The 26,823-nt window shown below is 62.3% G+C and carries 24 protein-coding genes; 7 read left to right on the forward strand and 17 right to left on the reverse strand.

The window, feature by feature from the left end; translation table 11 throughout:
- Positions 1-13: 13 nt before the first annotated feature.
- Entirely contained in the window at positions 14-1,246 is a 1,233-nt protein-coding gene (locus NT26_RS13530) for a hypothetical protein (RefSeq protein ID WP_052639478.1), read from the reverse strand.
- Positions 1,247-1,517: 271 nt separating this feature from the next.
- On the opposite strand from NT26_RS13530, the gene NT26_RS13535 reads away from it, so the two are divergent.
- The 4 genes from NT26_RS13535 to NT26_RS13550 are packed head-to-tail and all read left to right on the forward strand — an operon-like array spanning position 1,518 to position 4,951.
- Positions 1,518-2,372, forward strand: coding sequence for a metal ABC transporter substrate-binding protein (locus NT26_RS13535; protein WP_052642181.1), 855 nt, complete (start codon positions 1,518-1,520; stop codon positions 2,370-2,372).
- A complete protein-coding gene (locus NT26_RS13540; RefSeq protein WP_052639479.1) occupies positions 2,369-3,262 on the forward strand; it encodes a manganese/iron ABC transporter ATP-binding protein in 894 nt (297 codons plus the stop codon). Before NT26_RS13535 ends, NT26_RS13540 begins: the two co-directional genes overlap by 4 nt.
- The gene (locus NT26_RS13545; protein WP_052639480.1) at positions 3,243-4,103 is read left to right on the forward strand and encodes a metal ABC transporter permease; all 861 of its coding nucleotides are present in this window, start codon (positions 3,243-3,245) and stop codon (positions 4,101-4,103) included. Before NT26_RS13540 ends, NT26_RS13545 begins: the two co-directional genes overlap by 20 nt.
- Positions 4,100-4,951, forward strand: a complete 852-nt coding sequence (locus NT26_RS13550; RefSeq protein WP_052639481.1) for a metal ABC transporter permease — start codon at positions 4,100-4,102, stop codon at positions 4,949-4,951. Before NT26_RS13545 ends, NT26_RS13550 begins: the two co-directional genes overlap by 4 nt.
- Positions 4,952-5,007: 56 nt before the next feature.
- Here NT26_RS13550 and tal read toward each other — a convergent pair whose 3' ends face one another.
- A complete protein-coding gene (tal, locus tag NT26_RS13555; protein ID WP_052639482.1) occupies positions 5,008-5,967 on the reverse strand; it encodes a transaldolase in 960 nt (319 codons plus the stop codon).
- 157 nt (positions 5,968-6,124) lie between these two features.
- Between tal and NT26_RS13560 the strand changes: the two genes are divergently transcribed.
- Positions 6,125-7,105 carry a sugar-binding transcriptional regulator gene (locus tag NT26_RS13560; protein ID WP_052639483.1) on the forward strand — a complete coding sequence of 327 codons (981 nt, stop codon included), beginning with the start codon at positions 6,125-6,127 and terminating at the stop codon, positions 7,103-7,105.
- Here the strand turns inward: NT26_RS13560 and NT26_RS13565 are convergent.
- Positions 7,102-7,983, reverse strand: coding sequence for a methylated-DNA--[protein]-cysteine S-methyltransferase (locus NT26_RS13565; RefSeq protein WP_052639484.1), 882 nt, complete (start codon positions 7,981-7,983; stop codon positions 7,102-7,104). The genes NT26_RS13560 and NT26_RS13565 overlap by 4 nt on opposite strands.
- Positions 7,984-8,049: 66 nt before the next feature.
- Positions 8,050-8,526: a DUF2244 domain-containing protein gene (locus NT26_RS13570; protein ID WP_052642183.1), complete on the reverse strand. Its 477-nt coding sequence runs from the start codon at positions 8,524-8,526 to the stop codon at positions 8,050-8,052.
- A 43-nt stretch (positions 8,527-8,569) separates the two neighbouring features.
- On the opposite strand from NT26_RS13570, the gene nth reads away from it, so the two are divergent.
- Positions 8,570-9,349, forward strand: coding sequence for an endonuclease III (gene nth / locus NT26_RS13575; RefSeq protein WP_052639485.1), 780 nt, complete (start codon positions 8,570-8,572; stop codon positions 9,347-9,349).
- A 3-nt stretch (positions 9,350-9,352) separates the two neighbouring features.
- Here the strand turns inward: nth and recQ are convergent, their stop codons facing one another.
- The 13 genes from recQ to NT26_RS13640 form a co-directional block, all read right to left on the reverse strand.
- Entirely contained in the window at positions 9,353-11,206 is a 1,854-nt protein-coding gene (recQ, locus tag NT26_RS13580) for a DNA helicase RecQ (RefSeq protein ID WP_052642184.1), read from the reverse strand.
- 79 nt (positions 11,207-11,285) lie between these two features.
- Positions 11,286-12,020 carry a sulfate transporter family protein gene (locus NT26_RS13585; protein ID WP_052639486.1) on the reverse strand — a complete coding sequence of 245 codons (735 nt, stop codon included), beginning with the start codon at positions 12,018-12,020 and terminating at the stop codon, positions 11,286-11,288.
- Positions 12,021-12,088: 68 nt separating this feature from the next.
- Positions 12,089-12,472, reverse strand: coding sequence for a YciI family protein (locus NT26_RS13590; RefSeq protein WP_052639487.1), 384 nt, complete (start codon positions 12,470-12,472; stop codon positions 12,089-12,091).
- Positions 12,473-12,509: 37 nt separating this feature from the next.
- Positions 12,510-14,090, reverse strand: a complete 1,581-nt coding sequence (locus NT26_RS13595) for an FGGY-family carbohydrate kinase (protein WP_052639488.1) — start codon at positions 14,088-14,090, stop codon at positions 12,510-12,512.
- Positions 14,091-14,137: 47 nt separating this feature from the next.
- Complete coding sequence (locus tag NT26_RS13600; RefSeq protein WP_425287733.1) at positions 14,138-14,848, reverse strand: HAD family hydrolase; 711 nt, start codon at positions 14,846-14,848, stop codon at positions 14,138-14,140.
- Between the two features lie 10 nt (positions 14,849-14,858).
- Positions 14,859-16,340, reverse strand: coding sequence for a mannitol dehydrogenase family protein (locus NT26_RS13605; RefSeq protein ID WP_052639490.1), 1,482 nt, complete (start codon positions 16,338-16,340; stop codon positions 14,859-14,861).
- A 19-nt stretch (positions 16,341-16,359) separates the two neighbouring features.
- Positions 16,360-17,358, reverse strand: coding sequence for an ABC transporter ATP-binding protein (locus tag NT26_RS13610; RefSeq protein ID WP_052639491.1), 999 nt, complete (start codon positions 17,356-17,358; stop codon positions 16,360-16,362).
- Between the two features lie 11 nt (positions 17,359-17,369).
- The gene (locus NT26_RS13615; RefSeq protein WP_052639492.1) at positions 17,370-18,194 is read right to left on the reverse strand and encodes a carbohydrate ABC transporter permease; all 825 of its coding nucleotides are present in this window, start codon (positions 18,192-18,194) and stop codon (positions 17,370-17,372) included.
- A gap of 9 nt (positions 18,195-18,203) precedes the next feature.
- Positions 18,204-19,076 (reverse strand): carbohydrate ABC transporter permease, encoded by an 873-nt coding sequence (locus NT26_RS13620; RefSeq protein ID WP_052639493.1) that lies wholly within the window; start codon positions 19,074-19,076, stop codon positions 18,204-18,206.
- Positions 19,077-19,206: 130 nt separating this feature from the next.
- On the reverse strand, positions 19,207-20,520 hold the full coding sequence (locus NT26_RS13625) for an ABC transporter substrate-binding protein (RefSeq protein WP_052642186.1): 1,314 nt from the start codon (positions 20,518-20,520) through the stop codon (positions 19,207-19,209).
- A gap of 144 nt (positions 20,521-20,664) precedes the next feature.
- Positions 20,665-21,615, reverse strand: coding sequence for a sugar-binding transcriptional regulator (locus tag NT26_RS13630; RefSeq protein WP_052639494.1), 951 nt, complete (start codon positions 21,613-21,615; stop codon positions 20,665-20,667).
- Between the two features lie 76 nt (positions 21,616-21,691).
- Complete coding sequence (locus tag NT26_RS13635; protein ID WP_052639495.1) at positions 21,692-23,539, reverse strand: ABC transporter ATP-binding protein; 1,848 nt, start codon at positions 23,537-23,539, stop codon at positions 21,692-21,694.
- A gap of 29 nt (positions 23,540-23,568) precedes the next feature.
- Positions 23,569-24,732, reverse strand: a complete 1,164-nt coding sequence (locus NT26_RS13640) for a M20 aminoacylase family protein (RefSeq protein WP_052639496.1) — start codon at positions 24,730-24,732, stop codon at positions 23,569-23,571.
- A 317-nt stretch (positions 24,733-25,049) separates the two neighbouring features.
- On the opposite strand from NT26_RS13640, the gene NT26_RS13645 reads away from it, so the two are divergent.
- Positions 25,050-26,759, forward strand: coding sequence for a peptide ABC transporter substrate-binding protein (locus NT26_RS13645; protein ID WP_052639497.1), 1,710 nt, complete (start codon positions 25,050-25,052; stop codon positions 26,757-26,759).
- Positions 26,760-26,823 lie beyond the last annotated feature (64 nt).

Consider the following 26,823-nt stretch of genomic DNA (forward strand, 5'->3'; position numbering starts at 1 on the left):
CAGTCCGACGTTCTCAATGCGTCTCTTGCAGCTCCGGCTTTCTGCGATGCTTTTCTGGGTCGTCGTCCTCCGCCACCACAGGCGCATGCGACGCCTCGGCGGCAGGCGCTGCCTCCTGCCCTTCTGGCTCTTTGTGGCTTGCTGCTTCTGAAGTCATCGGCTGGGCCCGCAGCTTGGCGAGCCAAGCTGCGCCGTGATCTTCCCCAGCCGCCTTGGCCGGCGTCTCCCCGCTATCATGCGGCACTGGCACCGCCCGCTCTGCGTCATGTTCATCCGGTCCGGCAGGCGTGGCCATCTCGTCCTTGCGATCTTTGGCCGGATGCTCGGCCTCATGTGCCGGCGCTACCTGCTCCGAATGCTCGGCATCCGTGCCGAAACCAGCCATGCCCTTGATTGAATCGAGCCAGCCTTTGGAGGCTGGGTCCGCCTCGCCGGCGTGGTCATCGCCCTGTGTCCCGACAGGTAATTCCTCACTACCGAGACCGACCATTCCCATCAGGGACGCGACGAGACCCTGGCCGTCATCCTTGCCATGCTCCACGGCAGGCGTTTCCGGGCCATGCGCTTCGTCGGCGCCGCCATGACCGGCGTCAGGGATCTCGCCGTGACCGGCGGCCTCTCCCTGTTCCTTCGTCTTGCGGTGATCGGCAGCTGTGCCGTGGCCGTCGCCCCCCTCGATCACCGGATCGACGCAATCGGCATCGTCCGTAAGAGAGGCGGACATGGCTTGCGCATCTTCCAGCGGCAGGTCGATCCTGAGCCCCCAGAACTCGCCGGTGGCGCTGGCGCTGCCGTCGACGTAATAGGCGCTGATGGCTTGGTCAGGGCTACCAGCAGGCAGCCTGCTCGTATCGGGGACATAGACGACTTGTGCCCCAATCGCACGCCCGCGCATTCTTGAGCGATCGGCAGGGCCTGCAGGATCCAGCACCGTGACCTGAACGAGATCGGAATGTTCGGCCTGCTGGACAGAGCGCGCCACCCGCAGGGCCGTCTTCAGCCTGGCAATTCCATCGCCCGGCTTGTCGGTGGTGACATACTTGCGGATCCAGTAGCGGTCGGCCTTCTTGATCCTCACCGTCTCGATCGTCGTGCAGGAGAGCCCGTTGAGATCACCATAGGAGGGCCCAAGCAGCCTGTCGGCACCTATATAGACGGCCGCCGCGCCGCTGCCGCCGCCGAGGACGGTCACCCCTGCAAGGATCAGGAGGAGCTTTCGCGGGATGCGGGACACGATCGATTTCATCCGCAAAGCTCCGGCATTCCAACCTCACTACGCAACACTCAAGGGGCGGCGGGAGTGACAGTGCCTCAAGGTCGTTGAGGAAAGTTTAAACGGAACCTTCAGATGCGAGCCGTCGTTCCCCCTGCAGCTCCGGACATTATGCGAATGACTTTCATTAGCGTTGACAGCAGGGTCTCCGGTAAATATTGTTATTGCAACTTAATTGCAAAAGAGGTTGACTATCGACATGACGGCATCCCAGTTTCTTTTTCGCGGTCTCTTCCTCGCAGCAATGGTCATCGCGCCCACGGCATCTGCCGTTGCGGAGGACAAGGTGAAGGTCGTCACGACCTTTACGGTCATTGCCGACATGGCTCGCAATGTTGCGGGAGATGTTGCTGATGTCGAAAGCATCACCAAGCCGGGCGCCGAGATTCACAACTACCAGCCGACACCGCACGACCTGCTGCGTGCCCGGGACGCCGACCTCATCCTGCGCAACGGCCTCAACCTGGAGCTCTGGTTCGAGAAGTTTCTCGCCAACCTCGGCGACGTTCCCAGCGTGACGGCCTCCGACGGAGTAGAGCCCATGGCAATCGCCGGGGGAAGCTATGAGGGCAAGCCAAACCCACATGCCTGGATGTCTCTGGAGAACGCCGTGATCTATGTGGAGAACATACGCAGGGGCCTGAGCGAGGTCGATCCGGACAATGCCGAGACCTATGCAGCCAATGCGGCAGCCTATACCGAAAAGCTGAAGGCAGCCGTGCAGCCGATCCGCGACCAGCTCGCCGCACTTCCGGAAGAGCAACGCTGGCTCGTCACCAGTGAGGGCGCCTTTTCTTACCTCGCCCGCGATTTCGGGCTGAAGGAGCTCTATCTCTGGCCGGTCAATGCGGATAGCCAAGGTACGCCGCAGCAGGTTCGCGCCGTGATCGACGCCGTGCGCGAACACAGGATCAAGGTCGTCTTCAGCGAGAGCACCGTATCCTCCGATCCCGCGGAACAGGTGGCGCGTGAAACCGGCGCTGCCTATGGCGGCGTCCTCTATGTCGACTCGCTGAGTGAAGAAGACGGGCCGGTGCCCAGCTATCTCGATCTGCTGACAGTGACGGTCGATACGGTTGCGAAGGGTCTCGCCTCATGATGATGGGCAGGGCGAAGCCTGCACCCGCCGGGCTCCGGGTCAATGACATCACGGTAGCCTATCGCAACGGCCTGACGGCCCTGCGGCATGCAAGCTTCACCGTCCCCAGAGGAACGATCACTGCGCTTGTCGGCGTCAACGGGGCCGGCAAGTCCACCCTCTTCAAGGCGATCATGGGCTTCGTTCAGCTGACCAATGGATCGGTGGAAATCCTCGGCATGCCTGCGCATGACGCCCTGCGCCAAAATATGGTGGCCTACGTGCCGCAGGCCGAGGAGGTCGACTGGAATTTCCCTGTCCTCGTCGAAGACGTCGTGATGATGGGCCGCTACGGCCACATGAACTTCCTGCGCATCCCTTCCCGCCGCGACCACGACCTGGTGACGGAAGCCCTGCAGCGGGTGAACATGCTGGAGTACCGCAAGCGCCAGATCGGCGAATTGTCCGGCGGCCAGCGCAAGCGCGTCTTCCTTGCCCGTGCGCTGGCGCAGGAGGGCCAGATCATCCTGCTCGACGAACCGTTCACGGGCGTCGACGTCACGACCGAGGAGCAGATCATCGAATTGCTGAAGAGCCTGCGTGATGAGGGACGGGTGATGCTCGTCTCCACGCACAACCTTGGGAGCGTCCCGGACTTCTGCGATCGAACGGTCTTCGTCAAGGGCACCGTGCTCGCCTATGGCAGGACGGAGGACACCTTTACGGAGGCGAACCTGGAAAAGGCCTTCGGCGGCGTCCTGCGCCACTTCATCCTGAGTGGAACCGACCTGCACGACGACGCCGATCCGCGCCATCTCAAGGTCATCAGCGACGACGAGCGGCCGTTCGTGGTCTATGGCGACCGGCAGCAGAAGCAGAAGACGAGAGACGATGCTCCAGACGCTTCTTGAGCCGTTTACCTACGACTACATGCGCAACGCCATCTGGGTCAGCGCGCTGGTGGGAGCTGTCTGCGGCTTCCTGTCCGCCTATCTGATGCTGAAGGGCTGGTCGCTGATCGGCGATGCCCTCTCCCACTCCATCGTGCCGGGCGTCGCCGGAGCCTATATGCTGGGCCTGCCCTTCGCGCTCGGTGCCTTCCTGTCCGGCGGGCTTGCCGCCGGCGCCATGCTGTTCCTCAACCAGCGCACCCGGCTGAAGGAGGACGCCATCATCGGGCTGATCTTCACCTCCTTCTTCGGGCTTGGCCTGTTCATGGTCTCGCTCTCGCCGACCTCGGTGAACATCCAGACGATCGTACTCGGCAACATCCTCGCGATCACGCCCGCGGACACGCTCCAGCTCGTCATCATCGGCGGCGTCAGCCTCGTGATCCTGACGCTCAAGTGGAAGGATCTTATGGTCGCCTTCTTCGACGAGAACCACGCGCGCACCATCGGCCTCCGGCCGGACCTCCTTCGTCTGCTGTTCTTCACCTTGCTTTCCGCATCCACCGTCGCCGCACTGCAAACGGTAGGCGCATTCCTCGTGGTCGCCATGGTGGTGACGCCTGGTGCGACTGCCTATCTGCTGACAGATCGCTTCCAGCGGGTTATCGTCCTTGCCCTCGCCATCGGCGCCGCAACTAGCTTTGCCGGCGCCTATCTCAGCTACTTCCTCGACGGCGCGACTGGTGGGATTATGGTCGTCCTCCAGACGGGGCTCTTCCTCCTCGCTTTCCTGTTCGCTCCGAAGCACGGCATGCTGGCGGCGCGCCGACGGCTCCGCACGACGCTGGAGGAGACAGCATGAGCGGCTTTCTCGACTTCATCGACCTCGCCACCTTCCCCTTCCAGATCGACTTCATGCAGCGCGCCTTCCTGGTGACGCTGATGATTGCAGTGCCGATGGCCATTCTCTCATGCTTCCTAGTGCTGAAGGGCTGGTCGCTGATGGGCGATGCAGTATCGCACGCCGTTTTTCCCGGCGTGGTGCTCGCCTACATTTTCTCCATTCCCCTTGCCATCGGCGCCTTTGCGGCGGGAATGACATGCGCGCTGGCAACCGGCTTCCTGAAGGAGAACAGCCGGATCAAGGAGGACACGGTGCTCGGCATCGTTTTCTCCGGCATGTTCGGCCTCGGCCTCGTCCTCTACGTCAAGGTGCAGAGCGACGTGCACCTCGACCACATCCTTTTCGGAGACATGCTGGGCATCACACCCTACGACATGGTTGAGACCGGCTTGATCGCGCTGGCGTCAACGCTTTTCCTGGTGATCCTGCGCAAGGACCTTCTCCTGCAGTCCTTCGATGAGCAGCACGCCCGAGCGATCGGCCTCCCGACCCGTCTGCTGCATTACGGCCTGCTCGCAGTGCTGTCGCTGGTCGTGGTGGGTGCCTTGAAGGCGGTCGGCATCATCCTGGCAATCGCGCTGCTGGTTGCCCCGGGAGCCATCGCCTTCCTGCTCACGCGACGCTTTGCGGCAATGCTGCTCGCCGCCACCGCTGTTGCCGTCACTGCCACGCTCGCCGGCATCTATCTGAGCTTCTTCATCGACAGCGCACCGGCACCCACGATCGTGCTGGTGATGACGGCCATGTTCATCGTCGCCTTCGCGAAAACGACGCTTGCCGAAAAAGGCCGCACCTCGGCCACCTGAACGCAAAGAGCGGCCTCTCGACGAGAAGCCGCTCTTCATTCCGACGTCTGCGATAATCAGGCCGCAGCCAGTTCCTTCTTCACCATGGTGCGGAGTGCGACGAGGTCCTTGGCGAACGAACGAATGCCCTCGGCGAGCTTTTCCGTCGCCATGGCATCCTCGTTCAGCATCCAGCGGAAGCTCTTTTCGTCTATCGGCTGGAAGGGATCTTCGGTGATGTTGTCCGGCGAGAGCTTGCGCTCCAGCTTTCCCTGGTCCTTGTCCAGTTCGTCGAGAAGTGCCGGGCTGATCGTCAGGCGGTCGCATCCTGCCAGCGCTTCGATCTCACCGGCATTGCGGAACGACGCGCCCATGACGATCGTCTCGATGCCGTTCGCCTTGTAGTAATTGTAGATCTGGCGGACCGAAATGACACCCGGATCCGTCTCGGCGGTATAGTCCTCTCCAGTCGACTTCTTGTACCAGTCGAGGATGCGGCCGACGAAGGGCGAGATCAGGAAAACCTTGGCATCGGCGCAGGCAATGGCCTGGGCCTTGGAGAAGAGCAGCGTCAGGTTGCAGTCGATACCCTCAGTCTGCAGCACTTCCGCTGCCTTGATGCCTTCCCATGTGGACGCCAGCTTGATCAGGATGCGGTCCCGCTCGATGCCGCGTTCCTTGTAGGCTGCGATGATGCCGCGCGCCTTGGCGATGGAGGCTTCCGTATCGAAGGAGAGATCGGCATCGACTTCCGTCGAGACGCGGCCCGGCACGATGTTGGCAAGCGCTGCGCCGACCGAAATGGCCAGACGATCCGCGACAGCGGCAATCACTGCATCCGAGCCGCCGTTCTGTGTCTTGCCCCAGGTTATGGCCTCCTTGACGGCATCCGCGAACATTGGTGTGCCTAGCGCCTTCAGGACAATCGTCGGATTGGTCGTGCAATCTACCGGTTTCAGGCGTGTGACCGCTTCGATATCGCCGGTATCGGCGACGACCGTGGTCATCGAACGGAGCTGTTCTAGTTTCGACGTCATGCCGGCAATCCTTCGGATGGTGAGTGGACGACTGGACGACCATATGGCCGACCTCACATCGACTATCAACAGCCGAACATGGCCAAGTCAAGACATTTGCTCATTCGCATCGACATAAGTATCATGCCCTTCGACAAAGACCTCAGACGGTGTTTTCTTGGCAAAGCTTAGGCGCGAAACCCATCCCGGCATAACCGAAGCCTCTTCGACGCGGCTGCGGGCAGCATGGCTCTACTACAATCAGGGACTGACCCAGAAGGAGGTCGCGGAACGCCTCGGCGTCAGCCGTTCCACCGTCATCCGCATGCTGGACGAGGCCATGAAGCGGTCGGAGGTCCAGATCTGGATCGATGCCGGTGTCGACGACTGCCTGGCGCTGGCGACCCAGCTGGAGCAGGCCTACGGCCTCGATGAAGCGATCGTCGTGCCACAACCGCGTGACGCGAGTGCCGAAGCCCAGGCGAAGGCCGTTGGCCTGGCACTCGGCCAGTTCCTGTCGGAGGCGATCCAGGAAGACATGACGATCGGTGTCGGCTGGGGCCGCACGATGACCGCCTCGCTGGCAAGCTTCCGGCCGCCGCGCCGCCAGAATTGCAAGGTGGTCTCACTGCTTGGCGGTATCGTCGCCGTGCACAGGACCAACCCGATCGACTACACATGGCGGCTGGCCAGCCAGCTCGGGGCCGAATGCTACCTCTTTCTGGCGCCGCTGCTCGTCGATTCCAGCGCGACCAAGCGCGCCCTCATCGAGAGGTGCGGGCTGAAAGCGATCTATGACCTCGCGGAAGAAATGGATCTCGCCGTCGTCAGCTGCGGCGATATCGGCCAGCATTCCACGTCGCTCTCGGAAGGCTTCATCTCCAAGGCGGAACTGGCCGAACTGATCGACGCCGGCTGCGTCTGCGACACCATGTTCAACTTCCTCGATGCCGACGGGCGCTCGGTCGACCATCCAATCAACGAGCGGGTGATGTCGGTCGATCTCGACACGTTGAAAAAGGCAAAGCACATCGTGCTCTCCTCCGGCGGCGCCCACCGCGCCCTCGCCATCCGCGCCACCATCCGTCGCATCGGCTGTAACACCCTCATCACGGATGAGAGCGCGGCCAGGGAGCTATTGCGGCTGGCGAAGAACTAGAGGTTGCCCGCTTCCCAGCCGAGGATAGCCCGCTTGCGCGTCAGCCCCCAGTGGTAGCCGGTAAGTGCACCGCTCTTGCCGAGCGCCCTGTGGCAGGGGACGACGAAGGAGATGGGGTTTCGGCCAATCGCGGCGCCGACGGCGCGGCTGGCCGATGGCTGGCCGATGTCGCGCGCTACGTCGGAATAGGTGACCGCCTTGCCGAAGGGGATCTTCAGGAGGCTCTGCCAGACGCGTACCTGGAAGTCCGAGCCGATCAGCACGACCTTCAGCGGCTGCTCCGACGACCATTGAGAGCGGTCGAAGATGCGGCGGATATAGGGCGCCGTCGCCTCCAGATCTTCCACATATTGCGCCATCGGCCAACGACATGTCATGTCGTCGAGCGCCGCCCGCTCGCCACCTAGATCGGAGAATGCCAGACCGGCGAGACCGCGATCCGTGGCCATCACCAGGGCGACGCCGAACGGTGACGGATGGAAACCGTAGCGGATGGTGAGTCCGCCGCCCCTGGCCTTCCACTCTCCGGGCGACATCGCCTCGTGCGTCACGAAGAGGTCGTGCAGGCGTCCGGGCCCGGAAAGACCGAGTTCATAGGAGGTGTCGAGTAGCGGGAGCCCCTCCCGTCCAAGCAGTCGCTTGGCATGATCGAGCGTTACCGCCTGCAGGAATGCCTTGGGCGACAGCCCGGCCCAGCGGGTGAATACTTTCTGCAACTGTGTCGGCGACTGGCCGAGTTCGGAAGCGATCGCCTCCAACGACGGCTGCTGACGGTAGTCGAGGGTAATCCGTTCGATGACCTTGCGAACGATCTCGTAATCGTTGCCATGTGGTGTGGCGTCGAATGCGGGCTCGGCAAACTGGGCAAGTGCGTTCATCGGTCGTCTCCTTTGCCTGCAGAATGACGCAGTCACGAGCGCGAGACCACCCGATTCTTGCAGTTGTCAGAGCCTCTGCGTCACGGTCGCAAGCGCTCCGCGGAACGCCTTCGCAAAACTCTCCCGGTCGTCAGGATTGAGGAACGAGCCCACATCCGTGCGGCGTCCCTCGCCGGTCACATACATGGAGGTGATGCCGAATTCGTCATGGCGGTTGACGCGGAATCGGGCCCAGAAGGGATTGAAGCGGTGCTCAATCATGCGTCCCGCCGGGGAGTACTTGCGGATGGACAGATTTGTTCGCGTGACCGTCACCTCCTCGCGGGCCCGCCCGGAGCGATAGCTCAGCTTGAAGGCGATATAGAGGGCGAGAAAATCGAGCCCGAGGAACAGTCCGATCGGCCAGGCACCCGTGACAAGGAAGAATACGCCGTAGATGAGGCAGATGCCGCCGGTGAGGATGAGCAGGACGTGAAAGCCCTTGCGGCCGAGCGAGCGGTAAGGAGTGAGTTCCGCGGCAAAAACGGGCTGCTCATCGGTCATCTGCACGTTGCCTTTCTTCGCGTGCGCTGGATATAGAGACGATATGGCCATTCCGAAATCCAAGTCCAGCACGGCTTCTTCACAAAAATCAAGCTCCGCCGGCACCCGCGCCCGCAGGCATATCCGCAGTCGCTATTCCAAGGCGGAAATGGAGGAGATCTTCCGCCGCTTCTCCGTCCAGCGGCCGGAACCGAAGGGGGAACTGGAGCATACGAACGCGTTCACCCTGCTGGTGGCCGTGGCGCTGTCGGCACAGGCAACGGACGCCGGCGTGAACAAGGCGACGCGCGCCCTGTTCAAGGTTGCCGACACACCTGAGAAGATGCTGGCTCTCAGCGAGGATGGCGTGATCCAGCACATCAAGACCATCGGCCTTTACCGCAACAAGGCGAAGAACGTCATTGCCCTGTCGCAGAAGCTGATTGCACAGTTCGGTGGTGAAGTCCCGAGGACGCGGGAGGAGCTGGTGACGCTGCCGGGCGTCGGACGAAAGACCGCGAATGTCGTCATGTCCATGGCCTTCGGCATACCCACGCTCGCCGTCGATACCCATGTGTTCCGTATCGGCAACCGGCTGCTGATGGCGCCGGGAAAGACACCGGACGAGGTGGAGGAGCGCTTCCTCAAGGTGATCCCGAAGCAGTATCTCTTCCACGCCCATCACTGGCTGATCCTGCATGGCCGCTACACCTGCAAGGCACGCAAGCCCGAGTGCGAGCACTGTGTGATCGCCGATCTCTGCAAGTCTCCAGAGAAAACCTGCGATATCCCGGCAGCACTGGTGGAACTGCCGCCGCAGCGCATCGGAGAGATGGAGAAGTAGCGACTACTGCGTGTGTGTCCGGATGACTTCCAGGAAATCATCCCCGTAGCGCTCGAGCTTGGACTGGCCGACGCCGGAGATGCCGAGCAGGGCCTCTCGCGTGGTGGGCCGGTTGGTTGCAAAAGCCACGAGAGTGGTGTCCGGAAAGACCACGTAGGGTGGAACTTCGAGGGACTTCGCGATCTCCAGCCGCGTCTGGCGAAGCGCCTCGAACAGTTCCGCATCCGCGCCCTCCAGTGCCGAGCGGCTTGCGCCGGTGCTGGAGCTTCTCGAGGATCGGCCGGCCTTGGGCCGGTCCTTGCGGAAGCGGACCTCCCGTTCACGTCGAAAAACGGATCGCGCATCTGGGCCAAGCTTGAGGGCGCCAAAGGCATCGTGGTCGATGCTGACGAGGCCGGCTGCGAGAAGCTGACGGTAGACCGACTGCCAGGTCTTCGCGGGTAAGTCCCTTCCAGCGCCGAAGACCGGCATGTCGACATGGCCGAAGCGGATGGTCTTGTCGTTCTCGTTGCCGGTCAACACGTCGATCAGGTGCCCCGTACCGAAGCGCTCGCCGGTGCGGTAGACCGCGGCCAACGCCTTGATTGCCGCCTCTGTCCCGTCCCAGGTCTCGACCGGCTTCAGGCAGGTGTCGCAATTGCCGCAGCCGCCAGGATGGGCCTCGCCGAAATGCGCCAGAATCGCCTGCCGCCGGCAGCCGGCGGTTTCGCAGATGCCGAGGAGGGCGTTCAGCTTCGCCCGTTCGACCCGCTTCACCTCGTCGCTCGACTGGCCGCCATCGATCATCCGGCCGCGCTGGATGACGTCCGTCATCCCATAAGCCATCCAGACTTCCGACGGCAGACCGTCCCGTCCGGCTCGTCCCGTCTCCTGGTAATAGGCCTCCACGGAGCCGGGCAGGTCGAGATGGGCGACGTAACGGACATTCGGCTTGTCGATGCCCATGCCGAAGGCAACGGTCGCGACGAGGCAGAGGTCCTCCTCCTTCAGGAAGGCGTCCTGGTTGGCATCGCGGACGGCGCGGTCCATTCCTGCATGATAGCCGAGCGCCCTCACGCCCTGCTCGTTCAGCCAGTCTGCGGTCTCCTCGACCTTGGCCCGCGAGAGACAATAGACGATCCCGCTCGAGCCCTTGTGGCGAGACAGGAAGCGCAGGAGTTGCTGACGCGGCTGGTCACGCTCGACAATCTCGTAGGCGATGTTGGGCCGATCGAAGGAGGTGGTGAAGACCTCCGCTGAATGCAGCCCCAGCCGCTCGATGATGTCGTCGCGCGTATGCGGATCGGCAGTCGCCGTCAGCGCCATGCGCGGCACGCCTGGGAAGAGGTCCGCCAGTTGCCCCAGTTCCCGGTATTCCGGGCGAAAGTCGTGCCCCCACTGACTGACGCAATGGGCCTCGTCTATCGCGAACAGTGCGATCTTGGCCGAGCCGACGATGTCGCGGAAGCCAGGCGTCACGATCCGCTCCGGCGTCACATAAAGAAGATCGAGAGCGCCCTGGTTGAGCAGGCGGCGAACTTCAGAGAACTCATCCGGCGACAGCGACGAATTGAGGGCGGCAGCACGCACGCCGAGCTGCCTCAGCGCCTCCACCTGGTCGCGCATCAGCGCGATCAATGGCGAGACGACGATGCCGACGCCGTCCCGGCATAGCGCCGGAACCTGAAAGCAAAGTGACTTGCCGGCCCCGGTCGGGAACAAGACCACGGCGTCGCCGCCCGACATCACCCGGTCTATCACCGGCGCCTGCTTGCCCCGGAAGCTGTCATATCCGTAGACGTGCCGCAGCACCGCCAGTGGGTCACGTGTCGAGGGAGTGTCGAACAGGGCAGAATTGATGGTGCTGGGTTGCGGCATAACGTGGCTTTCGCGGGAGAGGCCCTCTTCTCCCATACCCTGCACCGCCTTCGCAAGGGCGGCACGGCCCGTCAACAGATCATCGGCCGGCGCCGTGGGGCTCCAGGCGGAAAGTCGGGTCGCGACGCGAAATCTTCTTGTGGAGATGCACCATCAGCCCGGCGGCAAAGAGCGGCGTCAGCAGGTTGACGATCGGGACCGCCAGGAAGCATGCGATCAGCAGGCCCGCCAGGAAGACGGTGCCGCGATGCTTCGACCGAAACGCGCGCGCTTCCGGCGGCGAACGAAAACGCATGGCGGCAAACTCGAAGAACTCGCGGCCGAGCAGGTAGCCGTTCACCAGGAAGAAGGCGATCAGGTTGATCCCCGGCACGAAGAGCAGCAGCAGGGCAAGAATATTGCCCGCGATCACCACGCCGAGGAACTGCAGCGAACTGATGATGGCCTGGCCAAGCGGCATGGCTTGCCCGGCCTGATCGCCTGGATAGTCGCGTTTCTCCACCACCTCGGCGACGTCGTCGAGGAAGAGCCCCGCAATCAGCGCGGTGATCGGCGCGATCAGAAGGGCAAGCGCAAGCGCCAGCCCCACGCCGGCGAAGATGGCGGCGACAAGGGTAAGCCAGCCCGCCCAGTCCGGCACATCCGGCATGTAGACGGCAAACCACGGCCAGACCACGGAGACGAACGTCTGCCGCAGCGCCAGCCAAAGGCCGACAAGGACGAGGATGGTAAGCCCGAGGACCTTCCAGAAGACGGAGCGCGTCTCCGGCGCAAACAGGTTTATGAGCGACAGGCGGGCGGCGTCGAGGATCATGAAGGGTCTCCGGTTGCCGGAAGGATGTAGGTTCCTCAGGCCACTGGAACAAGCGCCGCCTGACCGCGTCAGCTTTGCCCGTCAGTACTCAGCGGCGCGCCCGGCAGATAGAGCAGGATGGGCCGGATCTCGTAGACAGCAGTCGGGTTGGCGCGTTGAAGTTCTCGCGCCGCCGCAATTGCGCCGTCGATGTCTGGAAAGTCGACAACGTAGAAGCCGAGAAACTGCTCCTTCGTCTCGGCGAATGGACCGTCAATCACCATTCCGTCGCCCTTGCCGCGGAGCGTCACGGCCTCCGACGTGGGGCCGAGGCGCGCCGCGGGGCCAAGCGATTTCTCTTCCACCAGTCGGTCGTTGATCCTGAGCAACTCGGTCATGAGGGCGGCGTCTTCCTCCTCGCTCCAGGACTGGACGATGCCTTCTGCATGATAGGCGAGGATTGCGAAATACATGATCAGTCCTCCAGTGCAAGCCCGCGATGGGGCGGAGCTAGTGGATCTCGTTCAACTCGTCCCGGTGGCGGAGCATCGCCAGAAAACGCCGATAGTCACGGTCATAGGTTCCGCTCCGCCCGGCATCAGGATGGTACTCCCGATCGGCGGCGGCCATGCCCCGTCCGGCCGAGGCAATATCCGGAAAAAGGCCACCTCCTGCTGCGGCCGTCATTGCGGTCCCGAGAAGCACCGCGTCCTGCGTCTGCGGGACAACCACCTTGCGGCCCGTGACATCGGCATAGAGTTCGAGGAGAAGGGGATTGTGGGCATGTCCTCCGGTGAGGTGCAGCGTCTCGAACCGGTAGCCATACTGCTCCATGACTTCCAGGATGTGTCGTATGCCGAGAACGATGGCCACGCAGGTTCGCCAGTAGAGGCGGCAGAGGCCGTCGAAGGATGTGTCGAGGGTAAGGCCGCTGATGACACCCCTGGCATGGGGGTCCGCCAGCGGCGACCGGTTACCGTGGAAGTCCGGCAGGATGTTGAGATCGCCGGCGAGATCACCGCCTTCATCCGAACGCAACTGCTGCACGCGAGCCACGATCCTGGCGTGGGTATCCGCCTCGGGCTCTCCGCCGGCCGCGTGCATTCGCACCACGTGATCGAGCAGAGCACCGGTCGCCGATTGGCCGCCTTCCACCAGCCAGCGACCCGGCAGGACAGCCTCGTAATAGGGACCCCAGATGCTGCGGCCGGACTTGGCGTCCGTTGCGAAGGAGACGATACAGCTCGACGTGCCGCCGATCAGTGCGACGGATTGCTCGAGCGCCGCGCCCTCGTCCACGCCGCCGAGAACGCCGAAGGCACCCGCATAGGCGTCGATCAGTCCTGCTGTCACCCTGCAACCGGTATCGAGCCCCAGTTCCCGTGCAGCCTCCGTCGACAACTCGCCTATCGCCTGACCGGCCGGAACGGTCTCGGCGGACAGGCCGCCCCGCTCCAGGAGGTCCTCCAGGCCCGCCAGCGCCAGAAAATCCTCCTGCCAGCCCTCGTCACGATGGGCCAGGTAGTTCCATTTCGCGGTCAGCGTGCAACGGGATCGCGCAGGCAATCCTGTTGCCTTCCATGTCATGAAATCGGCGAGGTCGAAGAGATATCCTGTCCGCTCCCAGGTCCGCGGCAGGTGGCGCTTCAACCACATAAGCTTCGGCATTTCCATTTCCGGGGAAAGCGAGCCTCCGGAATAATCCAGCACCGGATGGCCGGTCGCCGAAAGCACATCGGCCTCCGCGATGGCCCGGTGGTCGAGCCAGACGATCGTATCAAAGCGATCGTCTCCGGTGGTCGAAACACTGATCTGCCGACCATCGCGATCCCGCGCCACCAGCGAGCAGGTAGCGTCGAAACCCAGTGCCGCGACACGGGCCGCGGCGATCCCTGCCTCCATCATCGCCGCGCGAACGGCCCGGCAGGCGGCGCGCCATATGTCCTCGGAGTCATGTTCCGCATGATTTTCGATCGGTCGCTGCATAGCGATCGGGTGCTTGGCGCGCGCGAGCAGCCGCCCGCTACGATCGAACACACCGGCGCGGGCGCTGGTCGTGCCGATATCGACAGCAACGACGTGATCTCGCATCTGGACGTGTTCCCTGCCCCGCGGGCCCTTCCATCGCGTCCCCGCCGCTAGCTGGCGCGAGGAGACCGATGCCTGTCCGGGCCTTCCATGTGTTGGCGGACAAGGTGGATCAAATCCGGCATGGCGTCAAACACGACATCGGGGGCCAGGCCCGCAATGCGCTCGCTGTACCCAGGCGCACCGGCATGCGACCCGCCAGTGAAGGCAAACACCGCCATCCCTGCGCGCTGCGCGGCCTCGATCCCCGCCGGGCTGTCCTCGATCACGATGCAGTCCGCCGGATCCGTCTTCATGGCGCGGGCCGCGTGCAGGAAAAGATCAGGAGCAGGTTTGCCGTTCTCGACCATGCTGGCACTGAAAATGAAAGGTTCGAAGCGCTCCAGCAGACCGGTCAGCGAGAGAGACAGGCGGATGCGCTCGGGCTGACTAGAAGATGCGACGCATATGGTGGAATCGAGCGTCTCCAGCACCCCTGCGATTCCCGGCACCGGCTTCAGTTCCTGGCGAAACCGATCATAGAGTTCATGGCGGAGATCTTCGAGAAAGGCGGCGTCGATGCTGTGGTCGAAGTCGTCGTGCAGGATCTGGGCCAGGGTGGATAGGCTTCGACCGAGAAAACGGGCATAGGCCTCTTCTTCATCGATCTCGACGCCCCGTCGATTGAGCGCATCCACCAAGACCTGGACGGACAAGGGCTCGCTATCGACGAGCACGCCGTCGCAATCGAAAATCACCAGCGGCCGCGTCCCTTGCACCACCCTCACCCCGTCATTTGACCAGAGCATCCTGAAGATAGAGCTCCAGTGTCCTCGCCGTCCCCTCGGCCCAGAGCGTCTTCAGCGCATGCGAGAACCGCTGGCGGAAGAGCTCCGATCCGGCAACCTCGCCGAAGATCTCCTCGAACACAAGGAAGGCGCTCGGGTTGTCCCGTGCTTCCTTCGCCGCTGCGTGCAGCTTGTCAGCGCTCGTATCGTTGAAGACGATCTGCCTGCCGCTGTCGCTGGTGCCTTCGAAGTAGCGGCACCAGAGCGCCGAGACGAGTGAAAGTCCGACAATGTCCTTGCCCTCGCGCAACCGGTCCGCCGTGGACGGCAGGATGAACTTCGGCTGCCGGTTCGAACCGTCCTGCGCCAGACGCGGGATGGTGTCACCGATCTTCGGGTTGGAGAAGCGGCGCTCGATCAGGTCGTAGTATTGGTTGAGATCCGTATCCGGCACCGGCGGCACGATCGGGATGATCTCTTCCTTCTCGAGTTTTTCCAGGAAGGCACGGATCAGCGGATGCTCCATCGCCTCATGGACGAAATGGATGTCGAGGAGTGCTGCCGGATAGGCGATGGCTGCATGTCCGCCGTTGAGAATGCGGATCTTCATGTGTTCGTACGGCGCTACATCCGGCACGAACTGGACGCCGACTTCCTCGAGCGGCGGGCGGCCGGCGGGGAAATCGTCCTCCATCACCCACTGCTTGAATTCTTCGCAAAAGACCGGCCAATTGTCCTCGATGCCGAAGGTATCGCGCAGGAAGTCAATCTCCCGCTGGCCCGTCGCAGGCGTGATACGATCGACCATCGAGTTAGGAAACGCCACGTTGTCGGCGATCCATTGCGCAAAGGCCGGATCCGACAGCGCCGCCAACCCGACGACGGCATTCTCGGTCACCTCCCCGTTTCCAGGAATGTTGTCGCAGGACATGATGGTAAAGGGCGGAATGCCCGCAGCCCTTCGACGTTTCAGTCCGGCGACGATGAGCCCGAAGACCGTCTTGGGCCGGTCGGGATTCTGGCCGTCCTGGAAAATTGCCGGATGGCCGGGGTTGAATGCACCAGACGCATCAATGAAGTAGCCGCCTTCCGTTATCGTCATCGAGACGATCCGGATTCGCGGGTCGGCAAGTGCTGCGATGATCTTGTCGGTATCGTCGGGGGCGATGATGTCGATCATCGGCGCCGTGACACGCGCTGCAGTCTTGTTCATGTCCTGCTCGACGACCGTGGTCAGGAAATCCTGTGCGGCAAGCCTCTCACGCATCAGAGCGTCCGATGGCATCACGCCGGCGCCGACGATCGCCCAGTCCAACCCATGACCCTTGTTGAACAGGTCATCGAGATAGACAGCCTGATGGGCACGGTGGAAGTTGCCGACCCCGAAATGGAGGATGCCGGGCGTCAGCATGATGGGATCATAGGCCGGAACGGCGGCCGTATGGGCAATCTCACCCAGTGCCGCTGAGGATAGTTTCACTGTCATAGCTTGCTCCATTCCGACGCTAGATCGCCAGGCCTTGCTCGTCGAACCGATGAAGCTTCGTTCCGTTCGGCGTCAGATAAATGCGGTCGCCATGGCGCGCCCCAAACTCACCATCGCAACGGGCGTTGATCTGCCCAATCCCATCAACGTTGACGTGAAGGAAGGTGTCCGACCCCAAGTGCTCGGCAACAGTTACGGTGCCGCTCCATAGGCCGCTTTCGTGCGACAGCGTGAAGTGCTCCGGGCGGATGCCGACCGTCTTGGCGCCCTTCGCGCGAGCGAACTCACCTTCGATCAGATTCATGCGCGGGGAACCGATGAAGCCTGCGACGAAGAGGTTGCGTGGCCTGGAATAGAGTTCCAGAGGCGAACCCACCTGCTCGATGTTGCCGCGGTTCAGGACGACGATCTTGTCCGCCATGGTCATGGCTTCGATCTGGTCGTGCGTGACGTAGATCATCGTCGTCTTCAGCTGGTTATGCAATTCGCTGATTTCGAGCCGCATCGTGCCGCGAAGAGCGGCGTCGAGGTTGGATAGTGGCTCGTCGAAAAGAAAAGCCGAAGGTTCGCGAACGATCGCGCGACCGATTGCGACGCGTTGCCGCTGCCCGCCCGAAAGCTGCGACGGGCGGCGTTCCAGATAGTCCGTCAAATTCAGGATGCCTGCGGCGTCCCTCACCTTCTTGTCGATGACCGACTTGTCCACCTTCGCCATCTTGAGCGGAAAGGCGATGTTGTTGCGCACGCTCATGTGCGGATAGAGGGCGTAGGACTGGAACACCATGGCAAGTCCCCGCTGCGCCGGCGCCTTCTGCGTCACGTCCTTCCCATCGATCAGGATCTGGCCGCCGCTGACGTCTTCCAGACCCGCGATCAGGCGCAACAGAGTCGACTTGCCGCAACCGGAGGGTCCGACGAAGACGACGAATTCGCCGTCCTGGATCTCGAGGTCGATGGACGGGATGACCTTTGCTTCCCCGAATGACTTCGACACCTTGCTGAGCGTGATGCTGCCCATGTCCGTCTTCCTTACTTAACCGCGCCGAAGGTCAGGCCGCGAACGAGTTGCTTCTGGCTGAACCAGCCCATGATCAGGATTGGCGCGATCGCCATGGTGGAGGCGGCCGACAGCTTCGCCCAGAACAGGCCTTGGGGGCTGGAGAAGGAGGCAATGAAGGCCGTCAGCGGTGCCGCGTTTGTCGTCGTCAACCGGATCGTCCAGAAGCTCTCGTTCCAGGCCAGGATGATGTTGAGGAGAAGCGTCGAGGCGATTCCCGGCACCGCCATCGGCGTGAGCACGTAGACGATCTCCTGCCACAGCCCCGCTCCGTCCATCCGCGCGGCTTCGAGGATCTCGCCCGGTATCTCGCGGAAATAGGTGTAGAGCATCCAGATCACGATCGGCAGGTTGATCAGCGTCAGCATGATCGTCAGGCCGATGCGCGTATCAAGAAGGCCGAAGTCGCGGAACATCAGGTAGATCGGCACCAGCACGGCAACAGCCGGCATCATCTTCGTCGACAGCATCCACATCAGCACGTCCTTCGTGCGTTTTGTGGGCGAGAACGCCATGGCCCAGGCGGACGGGATGCCGATAACCAGCGCCAGAATGGTGGAGCCGACGGAGAGAATGACCGAGTTCATGAACGGCTTGATGTAGTCCCGCTGGGTCTGCACCGTCACGTAGTTCTCAAACGTGAAGGAGGGGATCAGGTTGAAGCCGGCGATCGCTTCGGGCTCGGTCTTGATGCTGGTGATCAGGGTGTAGAGGATCGGAAAGAAGATCACGAGGGCAACGGCCCAGGCGGCGGCGGTGGCGATGATCTTGTGCCGGGTGGTGACTGCGCGTGCCATGGTCTTCCCCTATCGGTCCAGGTTTCGGCCCACCGCGCGCATCAGGAAGATGGCGACGATGTTGGCGAGGATGATGGCGATGATGCCGCCTGCAGACGCACCGCCGACGTCGTAGCCGAGCAGCGCGGTGCGGTAGATCAGGAAGACCAGGTTGGTGGAGGCGTAGCCGGGTCCCCCATTGGTCGTGACCAGGATTTCGGCGTAGACGCCCAGCAGAAAGATCGTCTGGATCAGGATGACGACGGTGATCGCCCGGGCGAGATGCGGCAGGGTCAGATAGATGAAGCGGTTGAGGACGTTCGCACCGTCCATCTCGGCCGCCTCCTTCTGCTCGCTGTCGAGCGACTGAAGAGCGGTCAGCAAGATGAGCGTCGCGAAGGGCAGCCACTGCCAGGCAACGATGATGATGATTGCCAGCAGTGGGTACCGGGCGAACCAGTCGACAGGCTGCAGACCCAGCAGGCGATTGATATCCGCCAGCACCCCATAGCCCGGATGCATGATCATGTTCTTCCACACCAGCGCCGCAACCGGCGGCATGACGAAGAAGGGCGAGATCACTAGGATGCGCACGATGCCCTGCCCGAAGATCGGCTGGTCGATCAGAAGTGCAATCAACGTCCCCCCGACGACCGTGATCAGCAGCACGCCACCGACAATCATCAGGGTGTTCCAGATCGACTGGAAAAAAGCAGGATCCGTGTAGAAGAAGCGGTAGTTGAAAAGGCCGGCGAAGCTGACATTGGCCGGATTGAGAAGGTTGTAGTTCTGGAACGAGAACCACAGCGTCATCGATAGCGGCACGATCATCCATACCAGAAGAAGGATGACGGACGGCGCCATCATCAGGCGGGCCAGCCCTCGCGTATTCTGTGTTGCCATCCTGGCGCCCTCCTCCAAATGCCGCGGGTTCCGATCGTCGAGGACCGAGGCGGCATGTTCTCCGTTCAACGAGGCAGACTGGAAAAAGGCCGCCCGACGTCAAGCCGGGCGGCAACTGCTCGGGAGGAGCTTACTTGATGTAGCCCGCGCGGGTCATCTCGCGGACGGTTGCGGATTGCGCCTGGGCCAGCGCATCATCGACGGAACTCTGGCCCGCAACCACTGCCGAGAACAGCTGGCCGACATTCGTGCCGATCGCCTGGAATTCGGGGATCGCGACGAACTGGCCACCCGTGTAGAGCACCGGCTTCACCGAAGGCTTGGTGATGTCGGCGGCGTTCATGGCGGCAAGAGTGGGTTCTGCGAAGGCGGCAGCCTTCTTGTATTCCTCGTTCTCATAAAGCGAGGTGCGGGTGCCCGGGGGAACGTTAGCCCAGCCTTCCTTGGAAGCCACGAGCTCGGTGTATTCCTTGCTGGTTGCCCAGGCGATGAATTTCTGCGCCGCTTCCGCCTTCTGCGAGCTCGCCGGGATGGCAAGGTTCCAGGACCACAGCCAATGGCCATGATTGTCGACGCCTTCCTTGGACGGGAAGATCGCATAGCCGACCTTGTCGGCAACCGTCGAGTCATTGGGGTTGGAAACGAAGGACGCCGCCACCGTGGCATCAATCCACATGCCGCACTTGCCCTGCTGGAAGAGTGTCAGGTTCTCGTTGAAGCCGTTCGATGACGCACCGGCCGGGCCTGCATCCTTCATCAGGTCGACATAGAACTGCAGAGCTTCCTTCCATTCCGGCTGGTCGAACTGCGGCTGCCAGTTCTCGTCGAACCAGCGTCCGCCGAAGGAATTCGTCAGCGCCGTGATGAAGGCCATGTTCTCGCCCCAGCCGGCCTTGCCGCGCAGGCAGATGCCGTTGATGTCGGCATCACGATCGGTGATCTTGCGCGCGGCGTCTGCGATGAACTCCCATGTCGGGCTCTCCGGCATCTCCAGGCCGGCCTTCTCGAAGAGGTCGGTGCGATACATGATCATCGCCGACTCCCCGTAGAAGGGTGCCGCATAGAGCTTCCCATCGACGGTGAGGCCGCCACGGATGGCGGGAAGCAGGTCATCGACATCGTAGTTGTCGCCAAGGCCGCTGAGCTCGGTCAGCCAGCCCTGCTTTGCCCAGATCGGAACTTCGTAGTTGCCGATCGTCATGATATCGTACTGGCCGCCGGAAGTCGCAATATCCGTCGTCACGCGCTCGCGAAGGACGTTTTCCTCCAGCGTCACCCATTCGAGCTGGATGTCTGGGTTCTTCGACGTGAAGTCCTCCGTCAGCCCCTGCATGCGGATCATGTCGCCGTTGTTGACGGTTGCGATGGTGAGCGTTTCGGCCGAAGCCGTGCCGGCGAGAGCCAGCGCCGAGCACGCGCTCAGCAAGATCGTCTTCAAAGTCATATCTTCCTCCCGAAGATTGAAACGAGCATTCGCTTTGCCCATGGGCAATTACTCATCGATCAGGCAGCGAAGTCAATTCGGATTCCGTGCTGCACCGCAACGAAGATACGCAAGTGAATGAAAATCCGAAAAGATTTCTGCTCGTCAGCCGAGCAATTGCTCGGCAGTCTTCTCATCCGTGATCAAACCGTTGATCAACCGGCCCCTCAAGGCCGCCTTGATCGCCGTGAGCTTTCGAACTCCCTGTGCCAATCCGATGACGCAGCAGGTTTCTATAGAGGGGATAGGGACGCTGGCGACGCGATCATTGATCGAGTCGGATAGAAGGCGGCCTTCGTGATCGTACATCCAGCCGCATATTTCCCCGGCGGCTCCTTCCCCTACGAGGTTCTCCATTTCCTCACGCCCGAGGAACCCGTCGACGCAGAGCGGCCCCTCCGGGCCGAGTTCGCCAATGCCGACGAAGGTGACGCCCGCCTGCGCGCCCAGCGCAAGAGTGGATCGCACCAGCGCCTGCTCATGAAGCGTTTCGCGTTCTTCCGGTGATGAGCAAAGAACGGGCAAGGGCATGGGGAAATGCCGTGACTTGATCGCGTCGGCCATGGAGAAGATGACATTGTAGTAGGCCGCCGAACCGTCGGGTCCGATATTTCCCGTCAACGAAACGATCCGATGCTGGGGGCAGTCCATCGGCGGCAACTGGTCGACGGCAGCCTTCAACGTACGGCCCGTGCCGATCGCCAGGATGGTGGGTTCCTGACGCTTCAGCCAGCGCTCGATCTCCGCGGCACCGGCCTCGGCGATGCCAACCGTGGTGGAACTTCCCATCGGGTCGCTGGGTACGACCTCGACCTGACGAAGGCCGAACCTGCGCTTGAGCGCTTCGCCGCGTTCCAGACAGGCGGCAATCGGATGGTCTAGGCGAACCTTGATGAGCCGTTCGGCAACGGCGAGAGAAACCAGTCGCTGCGCCGACTGCCGGGAAATTCCCATGGCCGCGGCAATCTCGTCCTGCGTGCGACCCGCCACGTAATAGAGCCAACCAGCCCTTGCCGCATCATCCAGCCGCCCGTGCACATCGGACCGTCTCGCCACTATCCACTCCTCCCCGCCGCAATCAATGCTTCCATGTTTGCCGATCCCCCGCCAAACGGCAAGGAGAGACCCGCCGTCAGGGAACCTGCACCAGGTGTCCGTGCGAAACCTCCCTGTAGTGTCGGGCCGGCGGCACGTAGTCCACCGGGCGGATCGGGCTCTTGATCTCGTCGGTGGATATGTTTCGCTTGAGACCCCGCCGAGAAGGATCGGGGATCGGCACTGCCGCCATCAGCTTGCGCGTATAGGGATGCTGCGGGTTTTCAAAGACGGCGGCTCGGGGGCCTATCTCGACGATCTCGCCGAGATACATCACGGCTACCCTGTGACTGACCCGTTCGACGACGGCCATGTCGTGGCTGATGAACAGGTAGGCCAGCTTCAGGCTCTGCTGCAGGTCGAGCAACAGGTTGCAGACCTGCGCCTTGATGGAGACATCGAGCGCCGAAACCGCCTCATCCGCGACGATTACCTTGGGATCGAGCATCAGCGCCCGCGCAATCGCGATGCGCTGCCTCTGCCCGCCGGAGAATTCGTGCGGGAAGCGCCGCATCATGTCGGCCGAAAGCCCCACCTTCTCGAGAAGATCCGCCGCCTTGTCGCGCGCCTGCTGCTTCGAACCCAGGCTGTGCTCGAGATAGGGCTCCATGACCGCCGAGCCAATACTCATGCGCGGATTGAGGCTCGCGAAGGGATCCTGGAAAACCATCTGGATCGACCGCCGCATGGTCCGCAGCGCGTGCTTGTCGAGGCTCATCACATCGAACCCGTCAATCATGATCTGGCCGCTCGTGGGGGTGATCAGCCGCGTGATCGATCTTCCGGTGGTGGACTTGCCGCAACCGGACTCGCCGACCAGCGACAGCGTCTCGCCCTCGAAGAGATCGAAGGATACCTTCTCGACCGCATGGACGGCGCCTGTCTTGCGGCCGAAAAGCCCGGAATGGATATCGAAACGGGTGGTGAGGTCGCGCACCTGGAGGATCGGCGTCTTGCGACGCGAGACGGTGTCGGTCACGTCGACCTGGATCTGCTGCTCTCCCGTCTTCACGTCGATGAGCGGAAACCGTTGCGGGAGCGTCCGCTGCACCATGGAACCGAGACGCGGTACGGCCGAAAGCAGCGCTCGGGTATAGGGGTGCTGGCCTCGATGGAATATGTCGCCGGTCGCGCCGGACTCCACCACTTCGCCACGGAACATGACCATGGTCCGGTCCGCGACTTCGGCAACGACACCCATGTCATGGGTGATGAACAGGACGGACATCCCCTCCTCGTCCTGCAGTGTCTTGATGAGATCGAGGATCTGGCCCTGGATGGTCACGTCCAGCGCCGTCGTCGGCTCGTCGGCAATGAGCAGCTTCGGCTTCGACGCCAGCGCCATCGCGATCATCACGCGCTGGCGCATGCCTCCCGAGAACTGGTGCGGAAACTCGTCGTACCGATTCTTCGCGTTCGGGATTCGCACCTTCTCCAGCAGCCGGATGACCTCGGACTTCGCCTCCGCCCTGCTGATGTCCCTGTGGACCGTCAGTGCCTCGGCGATCTGCTTGCCGATCGGAAAGATCGGGTTGAGGGAGGTCATCGGCTCCTGGAAGATCATCGAGATCTCGTTGCCGCGAACCTGCCGCATCTGCTCGTCAGGCAGCGTCAACAGTTCACGGTTCTCGAGCCGGACGCTGCCCTCGATCCGGCTCGAGGCCTTCGGCAGAAGGCGCATGATCGACAGCGAGGTGACGCTCTTGCCTGATCCGGATTCGCCGACGATGGCCACCGTCTCCCGCGCACCAACGTCGAAGGAGACGTTGCGGACAACGGTGTGCCAGCGGTTCTCGACCTTGAATGAGGTACTGAGGTCACGCACCGAAAGCACCGTCCCGGCCGGTTCACCGGTTGCTTCCGTGGAGGTTTCCGCGAGAGACATTCCACTCTCCCTGTCAAGGGGTTGCGACGTCAGGCGGCCAGCGCCGTCTCGGCAAGGTTGACCCAGTAGCTGATGCCGTAGGGGAGCGCCTCGTCGTTGAAGTCGTAGGCCGGATTGTGGAGGTTGGCAGTATCGCCGTTGCCGATGAAGATAAACGCGCCCGGCCTCCGCTCAAGCATGTAGGAAAAGTCTTCGGCACCCATGTGCGGCGCCATGTCCGTGTCAACGGAGCCTGGCCCGCCGACCTTTGCGGCGATCCCGGTTGCGAACTCCGTTTCCGCCTCGTGGTTGAAGGTCACCGGATAGCCGCGGCGGTAGGCGATATCGGCCGTTGCACCATGCGCAAGCGCCGTCGCCTGCACCAGTTCCTTCAGCCGCTTCTCTGCGAAATCCCGCGTCTCGGGCAGAAGCGTGCGCACTGTCCCGCCCAGCTTGACGGTATCGGGGATGACATTGTTGGCATCCCCGCCATGGATGGAGGCGACGGTGACTACGAGCGACTTCAGCGGATCGGTCTGCCGGGACACGATCGACTGCAAGGCCACCACGATATGACCAGCCGTCAGCACCGGATCGACGGAAAGATGGGGTTGGGCCGCATGGCTGCCGCGCCCGGTGACGGTGATTTCAAATGTATCGGCCGCAGCCATGACCGATCCCTTGCGGATCGCAAACTGCCCGAGCGGCAGGCCGGGCGAGTTGTGCATCCCGTAGACCTGGCTGATGTTGTGCTTATCGAGGAAGCCATCCTCGACCATGGCGAGCGCTCCCGCGCCGCCCTCTTCCGCAGGCTGGAAGATCACTGCCACGGAGCCCCTGAAGTTGCGGGTTTCTGCCAGATATTGTGCCGCCCCAAGGAGCATGGCGGTATGGCCATCATGGCCGCAGGAATGTGCCTTTCCCGGCGTCTTCGATGTCCATGGCTTGCCGCTCGTCTCCAGGATCGGTAGCGCATCCATGTCGGCTCGGAAACCGATTACGTTTCCCTCGCCGTGACGTCCCTTGATGATGCCGACGACGCCCGTGCGGCCGATACCGGTCTCGACGACATCACACCCGAAGGACCGGAGCTTGTCAGCGACAAACGCTGCCGTCTGGTGCACGTCGTAGAGGATCTCCGGGTGCTCGTGCAGATGACGCCGCCAACCCGCAACGACTTCCTGCATTTCAGCGGCGCGATTGAGGACAGGCATGCATACCCCGTTCTTGTTGTGACCATTTCCACCGTTCGTGGTGGATACTGTGCAGCCAGACCGGGTCTTGGCAAGCGCCAATTTTCGCGCTTGAACGCAAAATAGGCCTATGCTTAGATGGCCCAAAATTTGGTCAGGCACAACTGGGAGTGCATGACCAGCCACGCGACCATCAGCTCTACCTCAAGGAGGATATGAGACCGCCGTCTGCGAAACCAACAACTTATAAGAGCGAATTTGCAGCGGCAGTGATACCGGCCGGGAACTGGCGGCCGTACCCATCACAACCCTAACGATAAACATAAGGGGACAGCAGCATGAAGACCTTCAATACCCTGCTTGCGGGGACTGTAGCATGCTTGGCACTTTCGACATCGCTTGCCCATGCCGAGCGAGGCGCCGACGGTGAGCTCAAGATCCTGTTCTGGCAGGCAGTGTCCACCATGAACCCCTTCCTGTCGGCAGGCACCAAGGAAGTCTATGCCTCGTCGATGGTGATCGAGCCGCTGGCCCGCTATGACGAGAAGGGCGAGCTCGTTCCTTGGCTCGTGACGGAGATCCCGACGGTAGAGAACGGCGGCATTTCAGAAGATCTACTCAGCATGACATGGAAGCTGATGCCTGACCTGAAGTGGTCGGACGGCTCTGCCTTCACGGCCGACGATGTCGTCTTCACCTGGAAATACTGCACGGCGCCAGATGGCGGTTGCGCCCAGCGCGCCCAGTATGAAGGGGTGAAGAACGTCGAAGCGGTCGATCCTCAGACCGTGAAGGTGACCTTCGAAGAACCGAAGCCTTATCCCTACAGCGCCTTTGTCGGCGCCCAGTCACCCATCATCCAGGCCGCGCAGTTCAAGGATTGCCTTGGAGCCAAAGCCCCCGGCTGCACGGACGCCAACTTCAAGCCCGTCGGCACCGGTCCCTTCGTCGTCACGGACTTCAAGCCAAACGACGTGATCACGTTCGAAGCCAACTCGAATTATCGCGATCCGGACAAGCCGGCCTTTGCTTCCGTAACCTTGAAGGGCGGCGGCGATGCGGCCTCGGCCGCGCGCGCCGTGCTCGAAACCGGCGAGTTTGACTATGCCTGGAATGCTCAGGTCGAACCGGAGGTGCTGGAGGCGATGATGGCTGCCGGCAAGGGCCGACTGGAGATATCCTTCGGCACCCAGGTCGAGCGCATCAACATCAACTTCACCAATCCGGATCCAGCTCTTGGCGACAAGCGCTCGACGACGGAAGCCGGTCCGCATCCGTCGTTGAGCGATCCCGCCGTCCGCCGCGCGCTGTCGCTGGCGATCGACCGCGACATCATCGTCGAAGCGGGCTACGGTCAGTCGGGCAAGCCCACCTGCAACATCGTGCCGGCGCCCGAAGCAGTCGCCTCCACCAAGAATGACAGCTGGTGCCTGAAGCAGGATATCGAAGCGGCCAACAAGCTGCTCGACGATGCCGGCTGGGCCCGCGGTCCCGATGGCATCCGCGCCAAGGATGGCGTACGCCTCTCCTTCCTCTACCAGACCTCCACGAACTCGGTCCGTCAGGCGACGCAGGAACTGGTCAAGGCGATGTGGGCGGAGATCGGCGTCGATGCGGAACTCCGCAATGCCAGCGCCTCGGTCTTCTTCGGCGGCGACCCGGCAAGCCCCGATACCTTCCAGAAGTTCTATGCCGACGTCGAAATGTACACCAACAACTTCGACGGAACCGATCCGGAGAAATATCTGGCAGAGTGGCTGTGCGACAAGATGCCGTCGCCCGAGAATGGCTGGCAGGGTCAGAACATCCCCCGCTACTGCAATCCCGAGTACGACAAGTTCGTAGGCGAACTGTCCCGGACATCGGATCTCGACAAGCGGGCGGAACTTGCCAAGCAGCTCAACGACATGCTGACCGAAGAAGGCGCCCATATTCCGCTTGTCCATCGCGGCGACCAGTCGTCATTCGCGGTTACCCTGGACGGCATCCTCATGAATTCCTGGGACTCCCAGGTCTGGAACATCGCCGACTGGCATCGCAAGAAGTAAGGAGCAGCCGGGGTTTGCAGCATGAGCCCCGGCATCCCTTCTGCGCTGGCACATCGCCGGAGCG

This window comes from Pseudorhizobium banfieldiae, from assembly GCF_000967425.1.
GTDB lineage: Bacteria > Pseudomonadota > Alphaproteobacteria > Rhizobiales > Rhizobiaceae > Neorhizobium > Neorhizobium banfieldiae.

Excerpts from the sequence above, each read along its gene's own strand:
- NT26_RS13530 (WP_052639478.1), bottom strand. The coding sequence starts at position 1,246 with ATGAAATCGATCGTGTCCCGCATCCCGCGAAAGCTCCTCCTGATCCTT.
- NT26_RS13535 (WP_052642181.1), top strand. The coding sequence starts at position 1,518 with ATGGTCATCGCGCCCACGGCATCTGCCGTTGCGGAGGACAAGGTGAAG.
- NT26_RS13540 (WP_052639479.1), top strand. The coding sequence starts at position 2,369 with ATGATGATGGGCAGGGCGAAGCCTGCACCCGCCGGGCTCCGGGTCAAT.
- NT26_RS13545 (WP_052639480.1), top strand. The coding sequence starts at position 3,243 with ATGCTCCAGACGCTTCTTGAGCCGTTTACCTACGACTACATGCGCAAC.
- NT26_RS13550 (WP_052639481.1), top strand. The coding sequence starts at position 4,100 with ATGAGCGGCTTTCTCGACTTCATCGACCTCGCCACCTTCCCCTTCCAG.
- tal (WP_052639482.1), bottom strand. The coding sequence starts at position 5,967 with ATGACGTCGAAACTAGAACAGCTCCGTTCGATGACCACGGTCGTCGCC.
- NT26_RS13565 (WP_052639484.1), bottom strand. The coding sequence starts at position 7,983 with ATGAACGCACTTGCCCAGTTTGCCGAGCCCGCATTCGACGCCACACCA.
- NT26_RS13570 (WP_052642183.1), bottom strand. The coding sequence starts at position 8,526 with ATGACCGATGAGCAGCCCGTTTTTGCCGCGGAACTCACTCCTTACCGC.
- nth (WP_052639485.1), top strand. The coding sequence starts at position 8,570 with ATGGCCATTCCGAAATCCAAGTCCAGCACGGCTTCTTCACAAAAATCA.
- recQ (WP_052642184.1), bottom strand. The coding sequence starts at position 11,206 with ATGCCGCAACCCAGCACCATCAATTCTGCCCTGTTCGACACTCCCTCG.
- NT26_RS13585 (WP_052639486.1), bottom strand. The coding sequence starts at position 12,020 with ATGATCCTCGACGCCGCCCGCCTGTCGCTCATAAACCTGTTTGCGCCG.
- NT26_RS13590 (WP_052639487.1), bottom strand. The coding sequence starts at position 12,472 with ATGTATTTCGCAATCCTCGCCTATCATGCAGAAGGCATCGTCCAGTCC.
- NT26_RS13595 (WP_052639488.1), bottom strand. The coding sequence starts at position 14,090 with ATGCGAGATCACGTCGTTGCTGTCGATATCGGCACGACCAGCGCCCGC.
- NT26_RS13605 (WP_052639490.1), bottom strand. The coding sequence starts at position 16,340 with ATGACAGTGAAACTATCCTCAGCGGCACTGGGTGAGATTGCCCATACG.
- NT26_RS13610 (WP_052639491.1), bottom strand. The coding sequence starts at position 17,358 with ATGGGCAGCATCACGCTCAGCAAGGTGTCGAAGTCATTCGGGGAAGCA.
- NT26_RS13615 (WP_052639492.1), bottom strand. The coding sequence starts at position 18,194 with ATGGCACGCGCAGTCACCACCCGGCACAAGATCATCGCCACCGCCGCC.
- NT26_RS13620 (WP_052639493.1), bottom strand. The coding sequence starts at position 19,076 with ATGGCAACACAGAATACGCGAGGGCTGGCCCGCCTGATGATGGCGCCG.
- NT26_RS13625 (WP_052642186.1), bottom strand. The coding sequence starts at position 20,520 with ATGACTTTGAAGACGATCTTGCTGAGCGCGTGCTCGGCGCTGGCTCTC.
- NT26_RS13635 (WP_052639495.1), bottom strand. The coding sequence starts at position 23,539 with ATGTCTCTCGCGGAAACCTCCACGGAAGCAACCGGTGAACCGGCCGGG.
- NT26_RS13640 (WP_052639496.1), bottom strand. The coding sequence starts at position 24,732 with ATGCCTGTCCTCAATCGCGCCGCTGAAATGCAGGAAGTCGTTGCGGGT.
- NT26_RS13645 (WP_052639497.1), top strand. The coding sequence starts at position 25,050 with ATGAAGACCTTCAATACCCTGCTTGCGGGGACTGTAGCATGCTTGGCA.